General features: G+C 33.6%; 14 protein-coding genes. 11 read left to right on the forward strand and 3 right to left on the reverse strand.

The genetic code is table 11. The annotated features are described in order from the left end of the window. Positions 1 to 52 precede the first annotated feature (52 nt). From dnaJ to H3T56_RS05950, 3 genes are all read left to right on the forward strand, one after another. Positions 53 to 1,183, forward strand: coding sequence for a molecular chaperone DnaJ (gene dnaJ / locus H3T56_RS05940; RefSeq protein WP_198192261.1), 1,131 nt, complete (start codon positions 53 to 55; stop codon positions 1,181 to 1,183). 195 nt (positions 1,184 to 1,378) lie between these two features. Further along, a complete protein-coding gene (locus H3T56_RS05945; RefSeq protein WP_065651393.1) occupies positions 1,379 to 1,876 on the forward strand; it encodes a MarR family winged helix-turn-helix transcriptional regulator in 498 nt (165 codons plus the stop codon). After that, a complete protein-coding gene (locus H3T56_RS05950; protein ID WP_198192262.1) occupies positions 1,873 to 2,514 on the forward strand; it encodes a peroxiredoxin-like family protein in 642 nt (213 codons plus the stop codon). The genes H3T56_RS05945 and H3T56_RS05950 overlap by 4 nt, the downstream gene beginning before the upstream one ends. Positions 2,515 to 2,892: 378 nt before the next feature. On the opposite strand, the gene H3T56_RS05955 is transcribed toward H3T56_RS05950, so the two are convergent. Then, positions 2,893 to 5,589 (reverse strand): sigma 54-interacting transcriptional regulator, encoded by a 2,697-nt coding sequence (locus H3T56_RS05955; RefSeq protein ID WP_198192263.1) that lies wholly within the window; start codon positions 5,587 to 5,589, stop codon positions 2,893 to 2,895. Between the two features lie 170 nt (positions 5,590 to 5,759). Here H3T56_RS05955 and H3T56_RS05960 point away from each other — a divergent pair, with 170 nt between their 5' ends. From H3T56_RS05960 to H3T56_RS05975, 4 genes are read left to right on the forward strand one after another with little or no spacing between them, the layout of a single operon-like run. Beyond that, positions 5,760 to 6,065, forward strand: coding sequence for a PTS lactose/cellobiose transporter subunit IIA (locus tag H3T56_RS05960; protein ID WP_034902898.1), 306 nt, complete (start codon positions 5,760 to 5,762; stop codon positions 6,063 to 6,065). A gap of 32 nt (positions 6,066 to 6,097) precedes the next feature. Next, positions 6,098 to 6,391 (forward strand): PTS sugar transporter subunit IIB, encoded by a 294-nt coding sequence (locus H3T56_RS05965; RefSeq protein ID WP_232351412.1) that lies wholly within the window; start codon positions 6,098 to 6,100, stop codon positions 6,389 to 6,391. Between the two features lie 16 nt (positions 6,392 to 6,407). After that, positions 6,408 to 7,676, forward strand: a complete 1,269-nt coding sequence (locus H3T56_RS05970; protein ID WP_198192264.1) for a PTS sugar transporter subunit IIC — start codon at positions 6,408 to 6,410, stop codon at positions 7,674 to 7,676. A gap of 3 nt (positions 7,677 to 7,679) precedes the next feature. Next, positions 7,680 to 8,735, forward strand: a complete 1,056-nt coding sequence (locus tag H3T56_RS05975; protein WP_198192265.1) for a tyrosine-protein phosphatase — start codon at positions 7,680 to 7,682, stop codon at positions 8,733 to 8,735. A 60-nt stretch (positions 8,736 to 8,795) separates the two neighbouring features. Here the strand turns inward: H3T56_RS05975 and grcA are convergent, their stop codons facing one another. After that, complete coding sequence (gene grcA / locus H3T56_RS05980; protein ID WP_034902904.1) at positions 8,796 to 9,179, reverse strand: autonomous glycyl radical cofactor GrcA; 384 nt, start codon at positions 9,177 to 9,179, stop codon at positions 8,796 to 8,798. 394 nt (positions 9,180 to 9,573) lie between these two features. Here grcA and ung point away from each other — a divergent pair, with 394 nt between their 5' ends. The 4 genes from ung (at position 9,574) to H3T56_RS06000 (ending at position 13,413) form a co-directional block, all read left to right on the forward strand. Further along, positions 9,574 to 10,260, forward strand: coding sequence for a uracil-DNA glycosylase (gene ung / locus H3T56_RS05985; protein ID WP_198192266.1), 687 nt, complete (start codon positions 9,574 to 9,576; stop codon positions 10,258 to 10,260). After that, positions 10,260 to 11,264 carry a gluconate operon transcriptional repressor GntR gene (gene gntR / locus H3T56_RS05990; RefSeq protein WP_065614755.1) on the forward strand — a complete coding sequence of 335 codons (1,005 nt, stop codon included), beginning with the start codon at positions 10,260 to 10,262 and terminating at the stop codon, positions 11,262 to 11,264. Before ung ends, gntR begins: the two co-directional genes overlap by 1 nt. A 161-nt stretch (positions 11,265 to 11,425) precedes the next feature. Further along, a complete protein-coding gene (gene upp / locus H3T56_RS05995) occupies positions 11,426 to 12,052 on the forward strand; it encodes a uracil phosphoribosyltransferase (RefSeq protein WP_034902911.1) in 627 nt (208 codons plus the stop codon). Between the two features lie 107 nt (positions 12,053 to 12,159). Next, positions 12,160 to 13,413, forward strand: coding sequence for a uracil-xanthine permease family protein (locus tag H3T56_RS06000; protein WP_370545526.1), 1,254 nt, complete (start codon positions 12,160 to 12,162; stop codon positions 13,411 to 13,413). Positions 13,414 to 13,784: 371 nt separating this feature from the next. Here H3T56_RS06000 and lysS read toward each other — a convergent pair whose 3' ends face one another. Then, positions 13,785 to 15,299 (reverse strand): lysine--tRNA ligase, encoded by a 1,515-nt coding sequence (lysS, locus tag H3T56_RS06005; RefSeq protein WP_065651387.1) that lies wholly within the window; start codon positions 15,297 to 15,299, stop codon positions 13,785 to 13,787. Positions 15,300 to 15,318 lie beyond the last annotated feature (19 nt).

The following is a 15,318-nucleotide window of genomic DNA, read 5'->3' on the forward strand; positions in this document are numbered from 1 at the left end:
TAACTCAAGCCCGTTTAGTTGTTTATATAATGATTAAATTTAAAGGTTAATTATGGCGAAGAAAGATTATTATGAAACATTAGGCGTGAGTAAAAATGCCAGTGAAACTGAGATAAAAAAAGCCTACAAACGCCTAGCCATGAAATATCATCCGGATAAAAATCAGGATAATAAAGCTGAAGCTGAAGCAAAATTCAAAGAAGTTAAAGAAGCTTATGAAATCTTAACCGATCCACAAAAGAAAGCTGCTTATGATCAGTATGGCCATGCTGCTTTTGAACAAGGGCAAGGTGGCACAGGTGGGTTCGGCGGTTTTGGTGGTTTTGGCGGCGGTTCTGCATTTGATGATATCTTCAGTGATTTCTTCGGTGGTGGCCGAGGACGAGGTCAAGCAGCATCGCGTGGTAATGACTTACAATATAATATTTCATTAACATTAGAAGAAGCTGCTAGCGGTGTAAGCAAAGAGATTAAAGTACCAACTTGGGTTAATTGTGATGTTTGCCATGGTCAAGGAACTGAAAAAGCTTCAGATGTTGTAACTTGTAATACCTGTCACGGTGCTGGTGTTGTGCAAATGCGACAAGGCTTTTTTGCCGTACAGCAAGAGTGTCCGACTTGTCATGGGCGTGGAAAAGTGGTTAAAAATCCATGTAAGAAATGTCATGGTGAAGGACGTGTTCAAAAAACTAAAACACTTTCTGTTACTATTCCTGCTGGGGTTGATACAGGAAACCGAATTCGACTCTCAGGTGAAGGTGAAGCGGGATTAAATGGTGCTCCAGCTGGTGACTTATATGTACAAGTACAAGTAAAACCGCATGCAATCTTTGAGCGAGATGGCACTAATTTACATTGCGAAATTCCAATTAATATTGTGTTAGCATCGCTAGGTGGTGAGGTTGAAGTACCAACCCTGAACGGTAAAGTTAGCCTAACCATACCGGCAGAAACACAAACCGGTAAAATGTTTAGATTACGTGGAAAAGGCATTAAATCATTACGAGGCAGTGCTGTAGGTGATCTCTATTGCCATGTTGCAGTTGAAACACCAGTTAATCTAACTAGCAAACAAAAAGAGTTATTAAAAGAGTTAGGCGAAAGTTTTAAATCTGATAAAAACTCAAAACACAGTCCAAAAGAAAAAGGCTTTATTGATAAAGTGAAGAAGTTTTTTGGATAACCTTCATTATTGATTATACAATCGAGCCAAATAATGGCTCGATTTTTTTATTCTGCTTTTTTAAATAGCATTATTGCTGTTTTCAGATATCGTATATTTTTCTTTATTATTCAATATTCCTTATTGACATTAAACCATATCTTAATTAGCATATTAAATTAGTAAGGTGGCTAACTAATTTTATGGATATAAAGTATGCAGCTTGAAAATCGCTATTTATCTTTTTGCAATATTTTGAAGAAACAAAATACAGTAGATTTAGAAAAAATCCGAACATGCTTTACGTTGTTATCTGTTGCTAATCTAATTGATATAGAGTGTGCCAAACGTCTTCAAAAATATCATCTCTCAGAAAGTCGATTAATTATTTTAGTTTTATTAAAAGAATACCAAGAATTATCTTTGCAAGAAATTGCTAAATTATTAGGGATAACTAAAGCTTCAACAACAACACTTGTTAGTTCTCTAATTAATGATGAGCTAGTATCAAAAAGAAATGATGAAAATGACAAAAGAATTTCCATTATTTGTTTAACCCCAGCAGGAATGGATTTATTGACGGAAACGTTAAAAGAGCACAGTTTTTGGATAGAAAAAATAACTAATAATTTATCTGATAATGATGTTGCTATATTCAAAAAGGTATTAAGCCAAATTCATGAAAATGTATCAAGAAAGGAAATCGTTAAATGAAACTAATTGAAGATTTACAAAGATTAAGACAAGATTTAATTACCCAATTACCCCAAGAAGTACAAAATATTCTGGATAACTCATTAGCAGATATGTTAAGTGAAAAACTAGATAGTCATTCTTTACAATGTGGAGATATTGCACCAGACTTTTCACTAATATCAACTGATAATCAAGAAATCAATTTATACAAATTACTGGAAACCAAACCCGTAATTATTAGTTTCTTTCGAGGTAGTTGGTGCCCGTTCTGTGTAAAAGAATTAGAACATTTTCAAAATAATTTAGAGCTAATTCAGCAAGTTAAAAATATGCATTTTATTGCTATTTCACCACAGAAAGCTGCAATTAGCGCACAGTTAAAACAAGAAAAATCGATGTCGATAACGATACTATCAGATATTAAAAATAACATAGCTGATAAGTTTGGTTTAGTATTCACATTACCTGAAAAAGTTAGAGAGTTATATAATAATTTAGGTGCTAATTTATTGGATTTTAATGGCGATGATAGCTATACATTGCCAATACCCGCAACTTATTTAATTGGGCAAGATAAAAAGGTTTATTTTGCTTATGTTAATGCTAATTATATGGAACGAGCTGATATATCTGAATTAATAAATGTATTAAAGTAATAAAAATTTAAATTTATCTAGCAATATGAAATGTTACTAATCTGATATAAAAAGGGATAATATTTATATTATCCCTTTTTATATTAAATTTAATTAAAACTATAAAGTTACATTTTAGTTGTGAGAACATACGCAATAACATAACGCTATTGTTCTGATGTGAGTGAGTTATAAGGTAACAGCTTGTGAAGATAAAGAAAAAAGCCTATATTGGCCTATACTTTATCTTCGCAATATTGGGGATTTTAATATTAATTTGCTCATCTTTTTGTTGGCAAAAAACAGGCCTAATTTTTAAATAACCTCATAACAGCCCGTGATATTACGGGCCTTATTGATCAGGTTATATCAGGAGTATGGCTTGATATTGCCATTTTTCTAAAGGTGGTTAAAGAATTTTAATATATAGCAGATCTCCTCTTCAGGAATGGTAATTTTATATTTTTCTTCAAAGACAACTAATTCATCTTTAATAATTGAATATTCATTCCTATACTTACGAATATAATTTTGTTTATCAATAAATTTAACCTTGCTCTGCTCGCCATTAATTATCTGTTCAAGCATACAAGCAATATGCATAACGAGTCCAATCAAAGTATTATTTGATACTCTAATATTAAATTTACGGGTTATATTTTCATTAAAATGCTTAATATCGGTTAGTAAATCGCGTGGTTCAATATTGGATAAAATATTCGAAAGTGTTTTTTCGATTAAAGAGTAAATGGTTTCAATATCAATTAATTGCTGTAATTTCTTAATATTGTCCGGATAAATTAATGATGTTAAATCGAATTGGCTGATTGAAGTATTAAAGTTAAATGGGCTCACTATAGCAACAATCGTATGGCTTTGCTGAATTTCTTCGATTTCTTTAAATAATTTATCATCTTCGTGAGATAAACTAAGTGCAATAATGTCTAAGATATTTTGTCGATATGAAAGTACATTATTTAATAAATCTATGGTGATATTGGTACTTTTATTCGGCACATTAATAATTAAAATGGCTAATTTTTTATTAACTAAACTCTCTTCTTGCGGTGCTGATACTAATGGTGCTTGATTAAGCATATGAATTTGTAAGACATTCTCATATACTTCTTCTAAGCAATATCCATTCATTGCATTTTGAATTGCCTCAATCACATGTAAAGTACTAACCAGTTGAATTGTTTTGGTTTTAATATTACATTTTGCCTCTATCTCTTCACCAAAATTTTTCAAAGATCCCATATCAACCAGTAATAGCATGTCTGATTTATTTTTAGTTAATTGAATATGGTTAATAATTTTTTCGAGAATTTTTTGTGGCAATTCATCAAGTGGCACATCAAAAGCAAGTGCATATTCAATGTTAAGTAAGTCATGTGCTGTTTTCGTGATTGACGTTGCGGTTTTATCTCCGTGAGCAATAACGACAATTTGCACATTATTTGAAGGTAAAATAGGATTATTAGTACCATATATAAAAAACATGGCCAGATAAGCAGCTTCATCAATGGGCAGTGTCGTATCCATAATGTGTTCAATCATTGTGAGACAATCAAGTGCAGCATTAAATTGATTTGGATAATTCGTTCGGATTTTATTTAATTGCGGATGACTAATCTTTTGATTGCTATTTATTCGCTTTAATGTCTGTTCGATATGGTTAGCTAAACTATAATAAATACGATTATTAAAGCTGCACTGTAAACTGTTTTCAGCCTGTTCAATTAAGGCTTCAGTTAAACGTAATACTTTAGTTGAAATTATATTTTTCAACTTATTCTTATCATATTTTTTAGTATTATTATAAATATAGGTATAAAAATAATCCTGAATCTCTTGTTCAATTTCTTCTTCGAGTTCGAAATTTCCCCTACCTTGTGTTTTTAATTCAGCGATTTTTCGATTTACGATATCGTAGATATCATTAGATTTATTATTTTCATATAGGATCTTATTATCTTCTCCCTGAAATATAATATTTTTTCGATTAATACCAATGATTTTATTCCACGTTTGGCGATGTTGTGTTTCAATCAATAATGCTTCACTGATATGATTTGGTAATAGAGCACTATTAATATAAATATACTCTGAATTACTGTAGGAAATATGTTTGGCATAGGCGGCTGCACAAATAAAACGAATATCAGCTTCAAGTTGCCCTATATTATTAGGGCAGTTATAGCCTAACAAAGCGCGAAGGGCATTACTTGATACGACAATTTTTTCTTTTAATTGTGCCGATTCGGTATTAAAGAAATTTTGAATTAGATTAAATCTTTCCTCAAAAGTTCTTGCTCTTAAAGGCGGAATGGTTAAATTCATAGGAAAGCGACGAGTAAATGTACGCAATAATGCTGAATTCGGATCTTCTGTCGTTGCGGCAATAATGCGAACTTGTGCTGTTCGTTCTACGGTATCACCTAGTCGTCTAAAAAGGCCTTTATCAATAAAAGTAAAAAATATTTCTTGTCCTTCTGGTGGTAAACGGTGAACTTCATCTAAAAATAACAGTCCGGTGTGCGCCCTTTCAACTAAACCTTCACGATCATCGATTGCACCACTATAGGCACCTTTTTTACAGCCGAATAATTGGGTTAAAAGTAATTGTGGATTTGAAGCGTAATCAGCACAATTAAAGTGGATAAATGGCGCATCAGGACTAATTTTATTGACACTTTTAGCATAGTTATAAATCAGTTCGGCAAACAGTGATTTGCCAACTCCTGTCTCACCAGTAATTAAAATATTCATACCATGAGGAGGATAAAATATAGCTGCTTTAGCTTGTTCAATCAAGGTATGCAAACTGGTGCTAGATTCGATAAAATTTTTGAATTCACCAAATTTGAAATTTGGTTTGTTTTCGGTTTTTATCGAAGATTTAGCAATAGAATATTTGACTGGTTTTCCTTTATCTTTAACCACTTTTCCTTGCTTAATAAGCTGATTTAATTCGTGGCTAACATTTGCCCGAGAATAATTCAGTAATGTGGCAAGTTCAGAAGTAGTAACTCCTTCACTGTTTTTTAGCGTTAATTCCTGTAATTTTTGGAAAATAATCTCAATTCTTAACATTTCACATCCTAATGTGTTTTAGCAAATCTATTCCTTAATGTGTATTAAAACACATAAAAACACATTAGTAACTTAAAAAATTAATTATTGATTATTTTTAATTTATTTTGTTTTGGCACGGTTATTGCTGTTATTTATTACATGAAATATATCAAACTGAGGAAAAATTAATGAATGAGTATGAAGAGATTGTAATGCAACTAATTACCAATAGCGGTGATGCAAGAAGTCGCTGCCTAAAAGCAATTAGGGCTGCTCGTAAAGGTAATTTTGAACAAGCCGATAGTTTAATTGAAGAAGTAAAAAAATTTTTAGCGATTGCGCATAAAACACAGACTGAATTAATTCAAAACGAGATTCAGGGTAATCATATTCCAGTTTCGTTACTGATTATTCATGCTCAAGATCACTTAATGAATGCAATTTCAATGCGAGACTTAGCCATTGAAATTATAGAAATATTAAAAGATAAATAATTAAAGGGGTAATTAATATGACTTATAACATTATGCTAGCTTGTATGGGTGGATTCTCTACCAGTATGTTAGTCAAAAAAATGAAAGAGTCTGCGGAAAAGATCGGTATTGATGTCAATATTAATGCAGTAAGCGAAACTGAATTAGATCAATATGATGATCTGGACATTATTATGTTAGGACCGCAAATAGAGTATATCTATGAAAACTTAAAAAAACAGCATGACATTCCAATAGTTGTTATTGATTCTCTAGACTATGGAACGATGAATGGTGAAAAGGTGTTAAAAACTGCCTTAGAAATTTTAGACAATGGAATCAGCTAATAAGAGAGATTTTATTATGATAAATAATAAAGAAACGCTAATGAGTTTTAGAGCAAAATTGCAAAAGGTTATTGGCTCTATTCAATCAAGTTATTCTGTGCAAGCTGTTTCAAGTGGCATGATGATGCTATTACCTGTCATGATGGTAGGCTCGATTGTTGCGGTTTTAAATAGTTTAAATATAGAATCTTATCAGGCAGTATTAGTGGCAACAGGATTGAAATCCGCTTTTAAAGTTGCTTCAGTAGTCACCATGAACGTGATTTCACTCTATGTCGTAGTGGCTATTTCGTATAAGATGGCAGAATTACATAAAAAAGATGGTATTTTAGCTGCATTAATGGGGCTAATGGCTTTCCTTTTTATCACTCCAATGAAAACCAACGGTATTGCAGCCATTGATCTCTTGTATGTTGGTTCAAGAGGAATGATTGTTGCGATGTTAGTAGGATTATTTGCTACACGTTTTTATATTTTCTTACTTAATCGTAAACTAACGATAAAAATGCCTGAGTCAGTACCTGATTTTGTCTCAAAATCTTTTTCCAGTCTTATTCCCGCATTTATTATTGCCGTAGTCTTTGCTCTAATTAATGCGTTAGTTGGTCTTACCGAATTTGATAATGTACATAATTTAATTTATTCCATAATTCAAGTACCGCTTCAAGGCTTAGGTGCAAGTTTAGCAGCAGCGTTATTAATTGTATTTTTAGCGGAATTTTTATGGTTCTTTGGTATTCACGGTTCAATGGCGACTTCGGCTATCTTATATGCCTTATTCTATCCTTTTGATATCGCTAATTTAGAAGCATTTCAAGCAGGTCAGGCATTACCATTTATTGTCACAATGACATTTATTAATGCACAAAAAGGACCGCGTTATTTGGCATTATCTATTTTATTAGTACGCTGTAAGAGCCAACAAATGAAAAGTTTAGGTAAGATTGGCTTTATACCTGGTTGCTTTGGTATTAGTGAGCCTTATAAATTTGGTTTACCTATGGTATTAAATCCAATTCTATTTTTACCGTTGATTTTTGCTGGAACAATTAATGTCGGCTTATCTTATTTTGCTACATTGATTGGTATTATTCCTCGTGTTAATGGTATGCCTCTACCAACGGCTGGAACGCCTGAAATTATTAAAGGATTTATGATTGGTGGTTGGCAAATGGCAATATGGCATGTGGTATTGTTAGTTGTTGCTATGTTAGTTTACTTTCCATTTGTTCGTTACATGGATAAACAAAAACTTAGTATTGAACAAGCGACAACGGAGAAATAATAGATGCACAATAATATTATAGTTAATGCAGTTGAAAGATTAACACCAAGCCGTGTGCGTCTAAGTTGGCAATCACCAGCACAATCGCAAGAGGTAAAAATTTATTTGAGTGATAGTGCTGATATAAAAAATGCTGAAAAAACTATACTTACTCAAACAACACAATCAAGCATTGATTTAGATATTCTTGATGATAAACGTTGCTATTTTATCCTTGATATTAATGGTCAAAATTATGTGACTGCAGAACGTGTTCTGCCATTGGAAGGTGCAAATAATTTTCGTGATATTGGCGGCTATAGAACTGGTGATGGTAAAACTGTTAGATGGGGTAATCTTTATCGTTCAGATCATTTACATAATTTGACAGATAAGGATATCGCATATTTAAATACGGCAAATTTTCATACTATTATTGATTATCGTAATGAAAAAGAATACAGCAAACAGCCCAATCGCTTGTGGAATAATCAGCTAAATACACTTCGTTTAATTCCCGATGCATCTTCAGCAGAGTTAGCAGCTAAAGCTAGTAATGATCATGAAAAAATACAGGAACTCATTAGTTTAAGCCAAAGCAAAAATGGCAAAATGGTTATTGATGGTTCTGGGCTAATTATGCAAGAACAAAATCGTGATTTTATTCGTAATCCTGAAACAGCCAAAATATACAGAGAACTTGTTGATATTATTTTAGATAGCCGAAACTTAGCGATAGTACAACATTGTCGAGGAGGTAAAGATAGAACCGGTTTCGGTATAGCTATTATATTAGCTATTTTAGGTGTTGATGAACAAACTATATTATTAGATTATGCAATGACAAGTGAATTAAGGTATTCGCGTAATATGCGTAGAATGGAGAAATATAAAAAAGAGACCGATAATGCTGAAATATTAGCTTTTTTGTATTCTATGATGGAAGCGCGTAGTAGTTACCTTGAAGCTGCATTTGATGAAATGCGTACAAGATTCGGCTCAATTGCGGAATATTTAACTAAAGCGTTAAAAATAACAGAAAGCGAGAGAGAAAAGATAAAACAAAATTATCTCTATTAAAAAAATTAACCCAGTATTAAACTGGGTTAATCTAATTTACACTATTTTATACTCTGTAAATTACATTTTAGTAGTAAATGTACGAGCAATAACGTCACGTTGTTGTTCAGCAGTTAGTGAGTTAAAACGAACTGCATAACCAGAAACACGAATTGTTAATTGCGGATATTTTTCTGGATGTTGTACTGCATCTTCTAATGTTTCACGACGAAGTACGTTTACATTTAAATGTTGACCACCTTCAACTTTAATTGTTGGTGCTACATCTAATGGAACTTCACGATATTCGAATTGACCAAGTTCCGCAGTTGGGACGATTTGATCTTCTTTGTAAACTGATTTAGCAGCAACACAACGAGCTTCTTTTGTTGAATCATCTAACAACCAGAAAGAGTTAAGTAGTGCTTGATTGTCTGCTTTAGTAATTTGGATACCTGTAATCATTTTTAAATCCTCCTAATGGATCTGGACCTTATTGTCCTAAACTATTTATAAGTAATATAGCACTTTCAAAATTTGATTAAAATCAAAAAAAAGCTATTAATCTGATAAGTTTTACCGTTGATTGTGTAGGTTTACCCAATTTTTGCACATAACTTTATATTTATTAATAGGTAATCTTTTATTGTCACTTGCAATTTAAGTAATATTTTGATGATCTTAAACTAAACAAGTTATTTTTATTTGTCTTTTTATTCGTTGAACGCTTATTTACTGTTGAATGAAGAGTACTTTTCTCATCATTGATTATCAGTAGGTTTATTGGTATTTTTAGGTATAATTGATATCATCAATAAATCCAGTGTTGAACTAGATAAAATAATTGCAAAGGTCAAATATGAGTAATCAATTAACATGGAATGATGTTATTGGCTCTGAAAAAGAGAAGCCCTATTTTCAACATATAATGCAGTTTGTGGCAACGCAGCGTGCACAAGGTAAAATTATTTACCCACCCCAGCACGATGTATTTAATGCTTTTCGCTTTACTGCATTTAGTGATATTAAAGTAGTGATCCTAGGGCAGGATCCTTATCATGGCCCAAATCAAGCTCATGGCTTATCCTTTTCTGTATTACCCGGAATCAAACCGCCTCCCTCGTTATTAAATATCTATAAAGAGTTAGCAACTGATATTGAAGGATTCACGATACCTAATCATGGCTATTTAGGCTATTGGGCTACTCAAGGTGTCTTATTACTCAATAACGTATTAACGGTTGAAGCAGGTCAAGCTCACTCTCATGCCAAAATAGGTTGGGAAACCTTTACTGATCATGTTATTGCAGCAATTGATAAATATCTAGAGGGTGTTGTTTTCCTACTTTGGGGCTCTCCGGCGCAAAAAAAAGGTCAATTTATTGATCGTCAAAAACACCATGTGTTAACGGCGGTACACCCATCACCATTATCGGCTCATCGTGGATTTTTTGGTTGTAAACACTTTTCAAAAGCCAATAATTTTATTTTACAGCATGGTAAAACGCCTATCGATTGGCAACCACGATTACCGGAAAAAAGTTAATGAGTAGTAATAAGAAACGCCGTCCAGGTTTACAGGAAATTGCTAATTTAGTTGGGATCAGCAAAATGACAGTAAGTCGCTTTTTGCGAGATCCTAAGCTTGTATCTGAATCACTTCAATTACAAATATCATCAGCTATTGATAAGCTCGGGTATATTCCTAACAAAGCTCCTGATATGTTATCAAATGCCAAAAGTCATGCTATTGGAGTTGTATTTCCCTCGTTAACTAACCAAGTTTTTGCTGATATTTTAAAAGGTATTGAGATGGTTTCCGACGTGCAAGGTTATCAAACCATGATCACTCACACCGGATATAACGCTGATAAAGAAGAGTTACGAGTCCGTTCTTTACTGTCTTATAATATTGATGGATTAATTTTGACGGAAAGGATACATAATCCAGCTACCTTAAAGATGATTGAAATTTCAGGTGTCCCAGTAGTGGAAATTATGGATAGTGTGTCGCCTTGCATTGATATGGCTGTTGGATTTGATAATTTTACGGCTACAAAAAATATGATTCATCGCATGATAAATAAAGGACGACGTCACATTGTCTATTTTAGTGCAAGACAAGATCAACGTAGTATTATTCGGCAACAAGGTTATGAAAAAGCCATGCAAGAGGCAGGATTAATGCCTAAAACATTAGCCACTAAAGAAGCCTCATCTTATGATTTGGGAGCGAGATTTTTACACCAGATATTAAAAGAATATCCATGTGTTGATGGTATTTTTAGTACCAATGATGATTTGGCTTTAGGTGTATTACTTGAATGTCAGCGTATTGGTATTGAAATACCTAAACAAATAGCGATTGTTGGTTTTCATGGCCATAAAATTGGCCAGTATATGAATCCTAAATTAGCTTCCATTCATACGCCAAGAATTGAAATGGGAAAAATTGCTACGGAATTACTCTTGAAACGTATAAATGGTGAAAATATTGCTGAAAAGGTCATCGATTTACCTGTTGAATATCTTGATGGTGAAAGTTTGTAATTAATTTTAAAATATTTTCTAAAATTTATATCATTATCACATTATTGATTAGGTTGGGATGGATTTCAGGTTTTCATGATTTGATATCTATGCTAAAATCGCCTCTCAGTGGTTATTTACACCTACTAATTAGATCATCAAAGAATAACACTGAGGCCCCCATGAAAATTGTTGAAGTAAAACACCCTCTAGTTCGCCATAAAATTGGCTTAATGCGTGAACACGATATTAGCACAAAAGATTTCCGAAACCTTGCCAGTGAAGTTGGTAGTTTATTAACTTATGAAGCAACCGCTAACTTACCAACAGAAACCGTAACCATTGAAGGTTGGTGTGGCCCTGTGCAAGTAGAACGTATTAAAGGTAAAAAAATTACTGTTGTTCCTATTCTACGTGCTGGTTTAGGTATGATGGATGGCGTATTAGAACACATACCTAGTGCAAGAATCAGTGTTGTTGGTTTTTATCGTAACGAAGAAACACTTGAACCGGTTCCTTATTTCCAAAAACTCACTTCTGATATTGAAGAACGAATGGCGTTAGTTGTTGATCCAATGCTAGCAACCGGTGGTTCAATGGTGGCAACTATTGATCTACTTAAGAAAGCAGGCTGTAAAAATATCAAAGTGTTAGTTTTAGTTGCTGCTCCAGAAGGTATCAAAGTATTAGAACAAGCTCATCCTGATGTTGAACTTTATACGGCATCAATTGATGAACGTCTAAATGATAAAGGCTATATTTTACCTGGGCTAGGTGATGCCGGAGACAAAATATTTGGTACTAAATAAAATCTCAATTTTTAGACCGGTTTATCCGGTTTTTTTATGTCTGCTATTTAATAATTAATTTGCTATTAGCAAAAAGAAGTTTAAGAAGAGAGGAAAACGTGGTTAAAATCAATAATGATGAAATTAAAAATGATACTTCACCATTAAAACCAGCTTGGCAAGATATTTTTACTGGTGCTCAAATGCTGTTTGTCGCTTTTGGTGCTTTAGTCTTAGTGCCACTGTTAACTGGTTTAAATCCAAATGTAGCATTGTTTACTGCCGGTGTCGGTACATTGTTATTTCAACTTGCAACCAAAAATAAAGTACCGGTATTTTTAGCCTCTTCTTTTGCTTTTATTGCTCCAATTTCTTTTGGTGTAGCTCAATGGGGAATACCGGCAACTTTAGGTGGATTGGTTGCCGCTGGTTTGGTATTTATGTTTTTTGCTTTTCTGGTCAAAATTAATGGTAACAATGTTATCGATCGGATTTTACCGCCGGTAGTTACCGGGCCAATTATTATGGTAATTGGTTTATCATTAGCCCCCGTTGCAGTTGGTATGGCTATGGGTAAAGATAGTGGACTTCAAGCCGAAAATTATCAACTTATCATTATTTCCATGGCTTCTTTGTTAACCACTTTAATTGTTGCTATCTGGGCAAAAGGCTTTTTTAGATTGGTTCCGATTATTGCCGGTATTGTGGTTGGATATGCACTTTCATGTGCTTTTGGTATTGTCAATTTTCAACCGGTTATTGATGCCCCATGGTTTAAAGTACCTGATTTCACATTTCCCGAGTTTCAGTGGCAAGCTATTTTATATATGATACCTATTGTGATTGCTCCAACTATTGAGCATGTGGGGGATATTATGGCAATTGGTGCTGTAACAGGTAAAGATTATACTCGTGAACCTGGTTTACAGCGGACATTGTTGGGTGATGGATTGGCTACTACAACAGCAGGATTTTTTGGTGGGCCACCATGTATTACTTATGCTGAAGTTATTGGTGCGGTAACATTAACCCGCAATTTTAAAACTCAGGTAATGACTTGGGCGGCGTTATGGGCAATCTTAATGTCTTTCATTGGTAAAATAGGGGCATTTTTAAGCTCAATTCCAACTGTCGTAATGGGTGGAATCATGGTGCTGTTATTTGGTTCAATTGCTTCGGTTGGTATTAATATTTTAGTTAAACATAAAGTTGATCTTTCTGTATCACGGAATATGTGTATCGTCTCGTTAGTACTAGTATTTGGTATTGGTGGCATGATCTTCGATTTTGGTTCTTATGCATTACAGGGTATTAGTTTATGTGGGATTTTAGCCATTGTGTTAAATTTAATCTTACCGCAACAAACTAAAACCAATAACTAAGATAAACATTCTCGCCGTTAATCATAAAATCGATTAACGGCTAATCATATTTCCTTTTTTTACTACTCTATAAGATCTCTACGTTTTACTAAATAAATAATTATTTTAGTCAGCAAGTACTAACTTTTATAAAAAATATTAAGAGTACATTGATCAAATTCTAATTTTAAGCGTTAGGATTAACTTAATAACTATTATTTTTGCATAATAAAATAGATTTGATTTACTGTATGTTGTTTACAAACGTAAGTGAGTAATAACTTCCAAACAGTAAAGCTATTTTAAAAAAATTGAGGAAAGGGGTTTTTGAAAAATAAAAAACTCACTTATTTCTCAATAAGTGAGTTTGGTTTAATAGTAAGTAACAATCGTTATTTAATTGGACGCATTGTTGGGAATAAAATGACATCACGAATAGTATGACTATTGGTAAATAACATTACAGTTCTGTCAATACCGATCCCTAGGCCTGCAGTTGGTGGTAAACCATGTTCTAATGCAGTAATGTAATCTTCATCATAGAACATTGCTTCGTCATCACCAGCATCTTTTTGTGATACTTGATCGGCAAAACGTTGCGCCTGATCTTCTGCATCATTAAGTTCTGAGAAACCATTACCAATTTCTCGTCCACCGATGAAAAATTCAAAGCGGTCAGTGACAAATGGGTTTTCATCATTACGACGAGCCAGTGGTGATACTTCAGCTGGATATTCGGTGATAAAAGTTGGTTGTATTAAGTTAGCTTCAGCAACTTCTTCGAAAATTTCAGTTACAACTCGACCTAATCCCCAGCCTTTTTCTACTTTGATTCCCACATCTTTGGCAATCGCACATGCTTTATCAAAATCATCTAAATCGGCATTATTCGTTTCAGGACGATAATGACAAATTGCTTCACGCATTGTCATTTTGATAAATGGTTTTCCAAAATCAAATGTATGCTCGCCATACTGTACAACTGCATCACCCGTTACTGCGATAGCTAAACGGCGGAATAATGCTTCGGTTAATACAATCAAGTCTTTGTAATCGGCATAAGCCATATACATTTCCATCATTGTGAATTCTGGATTATGTCGTGGTGATACCCCTTCATTACGGAAGTTACGATTGATTTCAAATACTCGTTCAAATCCACCAACAACTAAACGTTTTAAGTAAAGTTCTGGCGCAATACGTAAGTACATATCTAGATCAAGCGCATTGTGATGAGTGATAAATGGTTTAGCTGATGCCCCACCAGGGATAACTTGCATCATTGGTGTTTCGACTTCCATAAAGTGGTTTTCTAACATGAAGTTACGAATTTCAGTTACCACTTTAGAGCGAGCAATAAAGGTATCGCGTGATTGTTGATTAGTAATTAAATCAAGGTAACGTTGACGATAACGCATTTCTTGATCGGCTAAGCCATGGAACTTATCTGGTAATGGACGTAGTGCTTTTGTTAATAAGCGAATTTCTTGACAATGGATTGAAAGCTCACCAGTTTTGGTTTTGAACAAATAACCTTTAGCACCAACAATATCACCAAGATCCCATTTTTTAAACTGTTCGTTATAGTAATTTTCTGGTAGATCATCACGAGTGACATAAAGCTGGATTTGTCCAGTTACATCTTGTAGTGATACAAATGATGCTTTTCCCATAATACGGCGCATCATCATGCGACCAGCAACAGTAACGATAATTTTATTTTCGATTAGCTCTTCGTTAGTTTTATCATCATACAATTTATGAAGTTCGCTTGAGATTGCGTCACGACGAAAATCGTTTGGGAAAGCAATACCTTGTTCGCGAATTGCAGCTAGCTTTTCACGACGTATTGTAAGCTCGTTGTTTAACTCTTCAATATGGTTTTGTTGCTCTTGCTGTGTTGACATAATATTACCTTTTATTTAT

Origin of the sequence: Gilliamella sp. W8123 (genome assembly GCF_016101085.1) — a bacterium.
GTDB lineage: Bacteria > Pseudomonadota > Gammaproteobacteria > Enterobacterales > Orbaceae > Gilliamella > Gilliamella apis.

What these genes read in the sequence shown, in the direction of transcription:
- dnaJ (WP_198192261.1), top strand. Translation starts at nt 53, where the DNA reads ATGGCGAAGAAAGATTATTATGAAACATTAGGCGTGAGTAAAAATGCC.
- H3T56_RS05945 (WP_065651393.1), top strand. Translation starts at nt 1,379, where the DNA reads ATGCAGCTTGAAAATCGCTATTTATCTTTTTGCAATATTTTGAAGAAA.
- H3T56_RS05950 (WP_198192262.1), top strand. Translation starts at nt 1,873, where the DNA reads ATGAAACTAATTGAAGATTTACAAAGATTAAGACAAGATTTAATTACC.
- H3T56_RS05955 (WP_198192263.1), bottom strand. Translation starts at nt 5,589, where the DNA reads ATGTTAAGAATTGAGATTATTTTCCAAAAATTACAGGAATTAACGCTA.
- H3T56_RS05960 (WP_034902898.1), top strand. Translation starts at nt 5,760, where the DNA reads ATGAATGAGTATGAAGAGATTGTAATGCAACTAATTACCAATAGCGGT.
- H3T56_RS05965 (WP_232351412.1), top strand. Translation starts at nt 6,098, where the DNA reads ATGCTAGCTTGTATGGGTGGATTCTCTACCAGTATGTTAGTCAAAAAA.
- H3T56_RS05970 (WP_198192264.1), top strand. Translation starts at nt 6,408, where the DNA reads ATGATAAATAATAAAGAAACGCTAATGAGTTTTAGAGCAAAATTGCAA.
- H3T56_RS05975 (WP_198192265.1), top strand. Translation starts at nt 7,680, where the DNA reads ATGCACAATAATATTATAGTTAATGCAGTTGAAAGATTAACACCAAGC.
- grcA (WP_034902904.1), bottom strand. Translation starts at nt 9,179, where the DNA reads ATGATTACAGGTATCCAAATTACTAAAGCAGACAATCAAGCACTACTT.
- ung (WP_198192266.1), top strand. Translation starts at nt 9,574, where the DNA reads ATGAGTAATCAATTAACATGGAATGATGTTATTGGCTCTGAAAAAGAG.
- gntR (WP_065614755.1), top strand. Translation starts at nt 10,260, where the DNA reads ATGAGTAGTAATAAGAAACGCCGTCCAGGTTTACAGGAAATTGCTAAT.
- upp (WP_034902911.1), top strand. Translation starts at nt 11,426, where the DNA reads ATGAAAATTGTTGAAGTAAAACACCCTCTAGTTCGCCATAAAATTGGC.
- lysS (WP_065651387.1), bottom strand. Translation starts at nt 15,299, where the DNA reads ATGTCAACACAGCAAGAGCAACAAAACCATATTGAAGAGTTAAACAAC.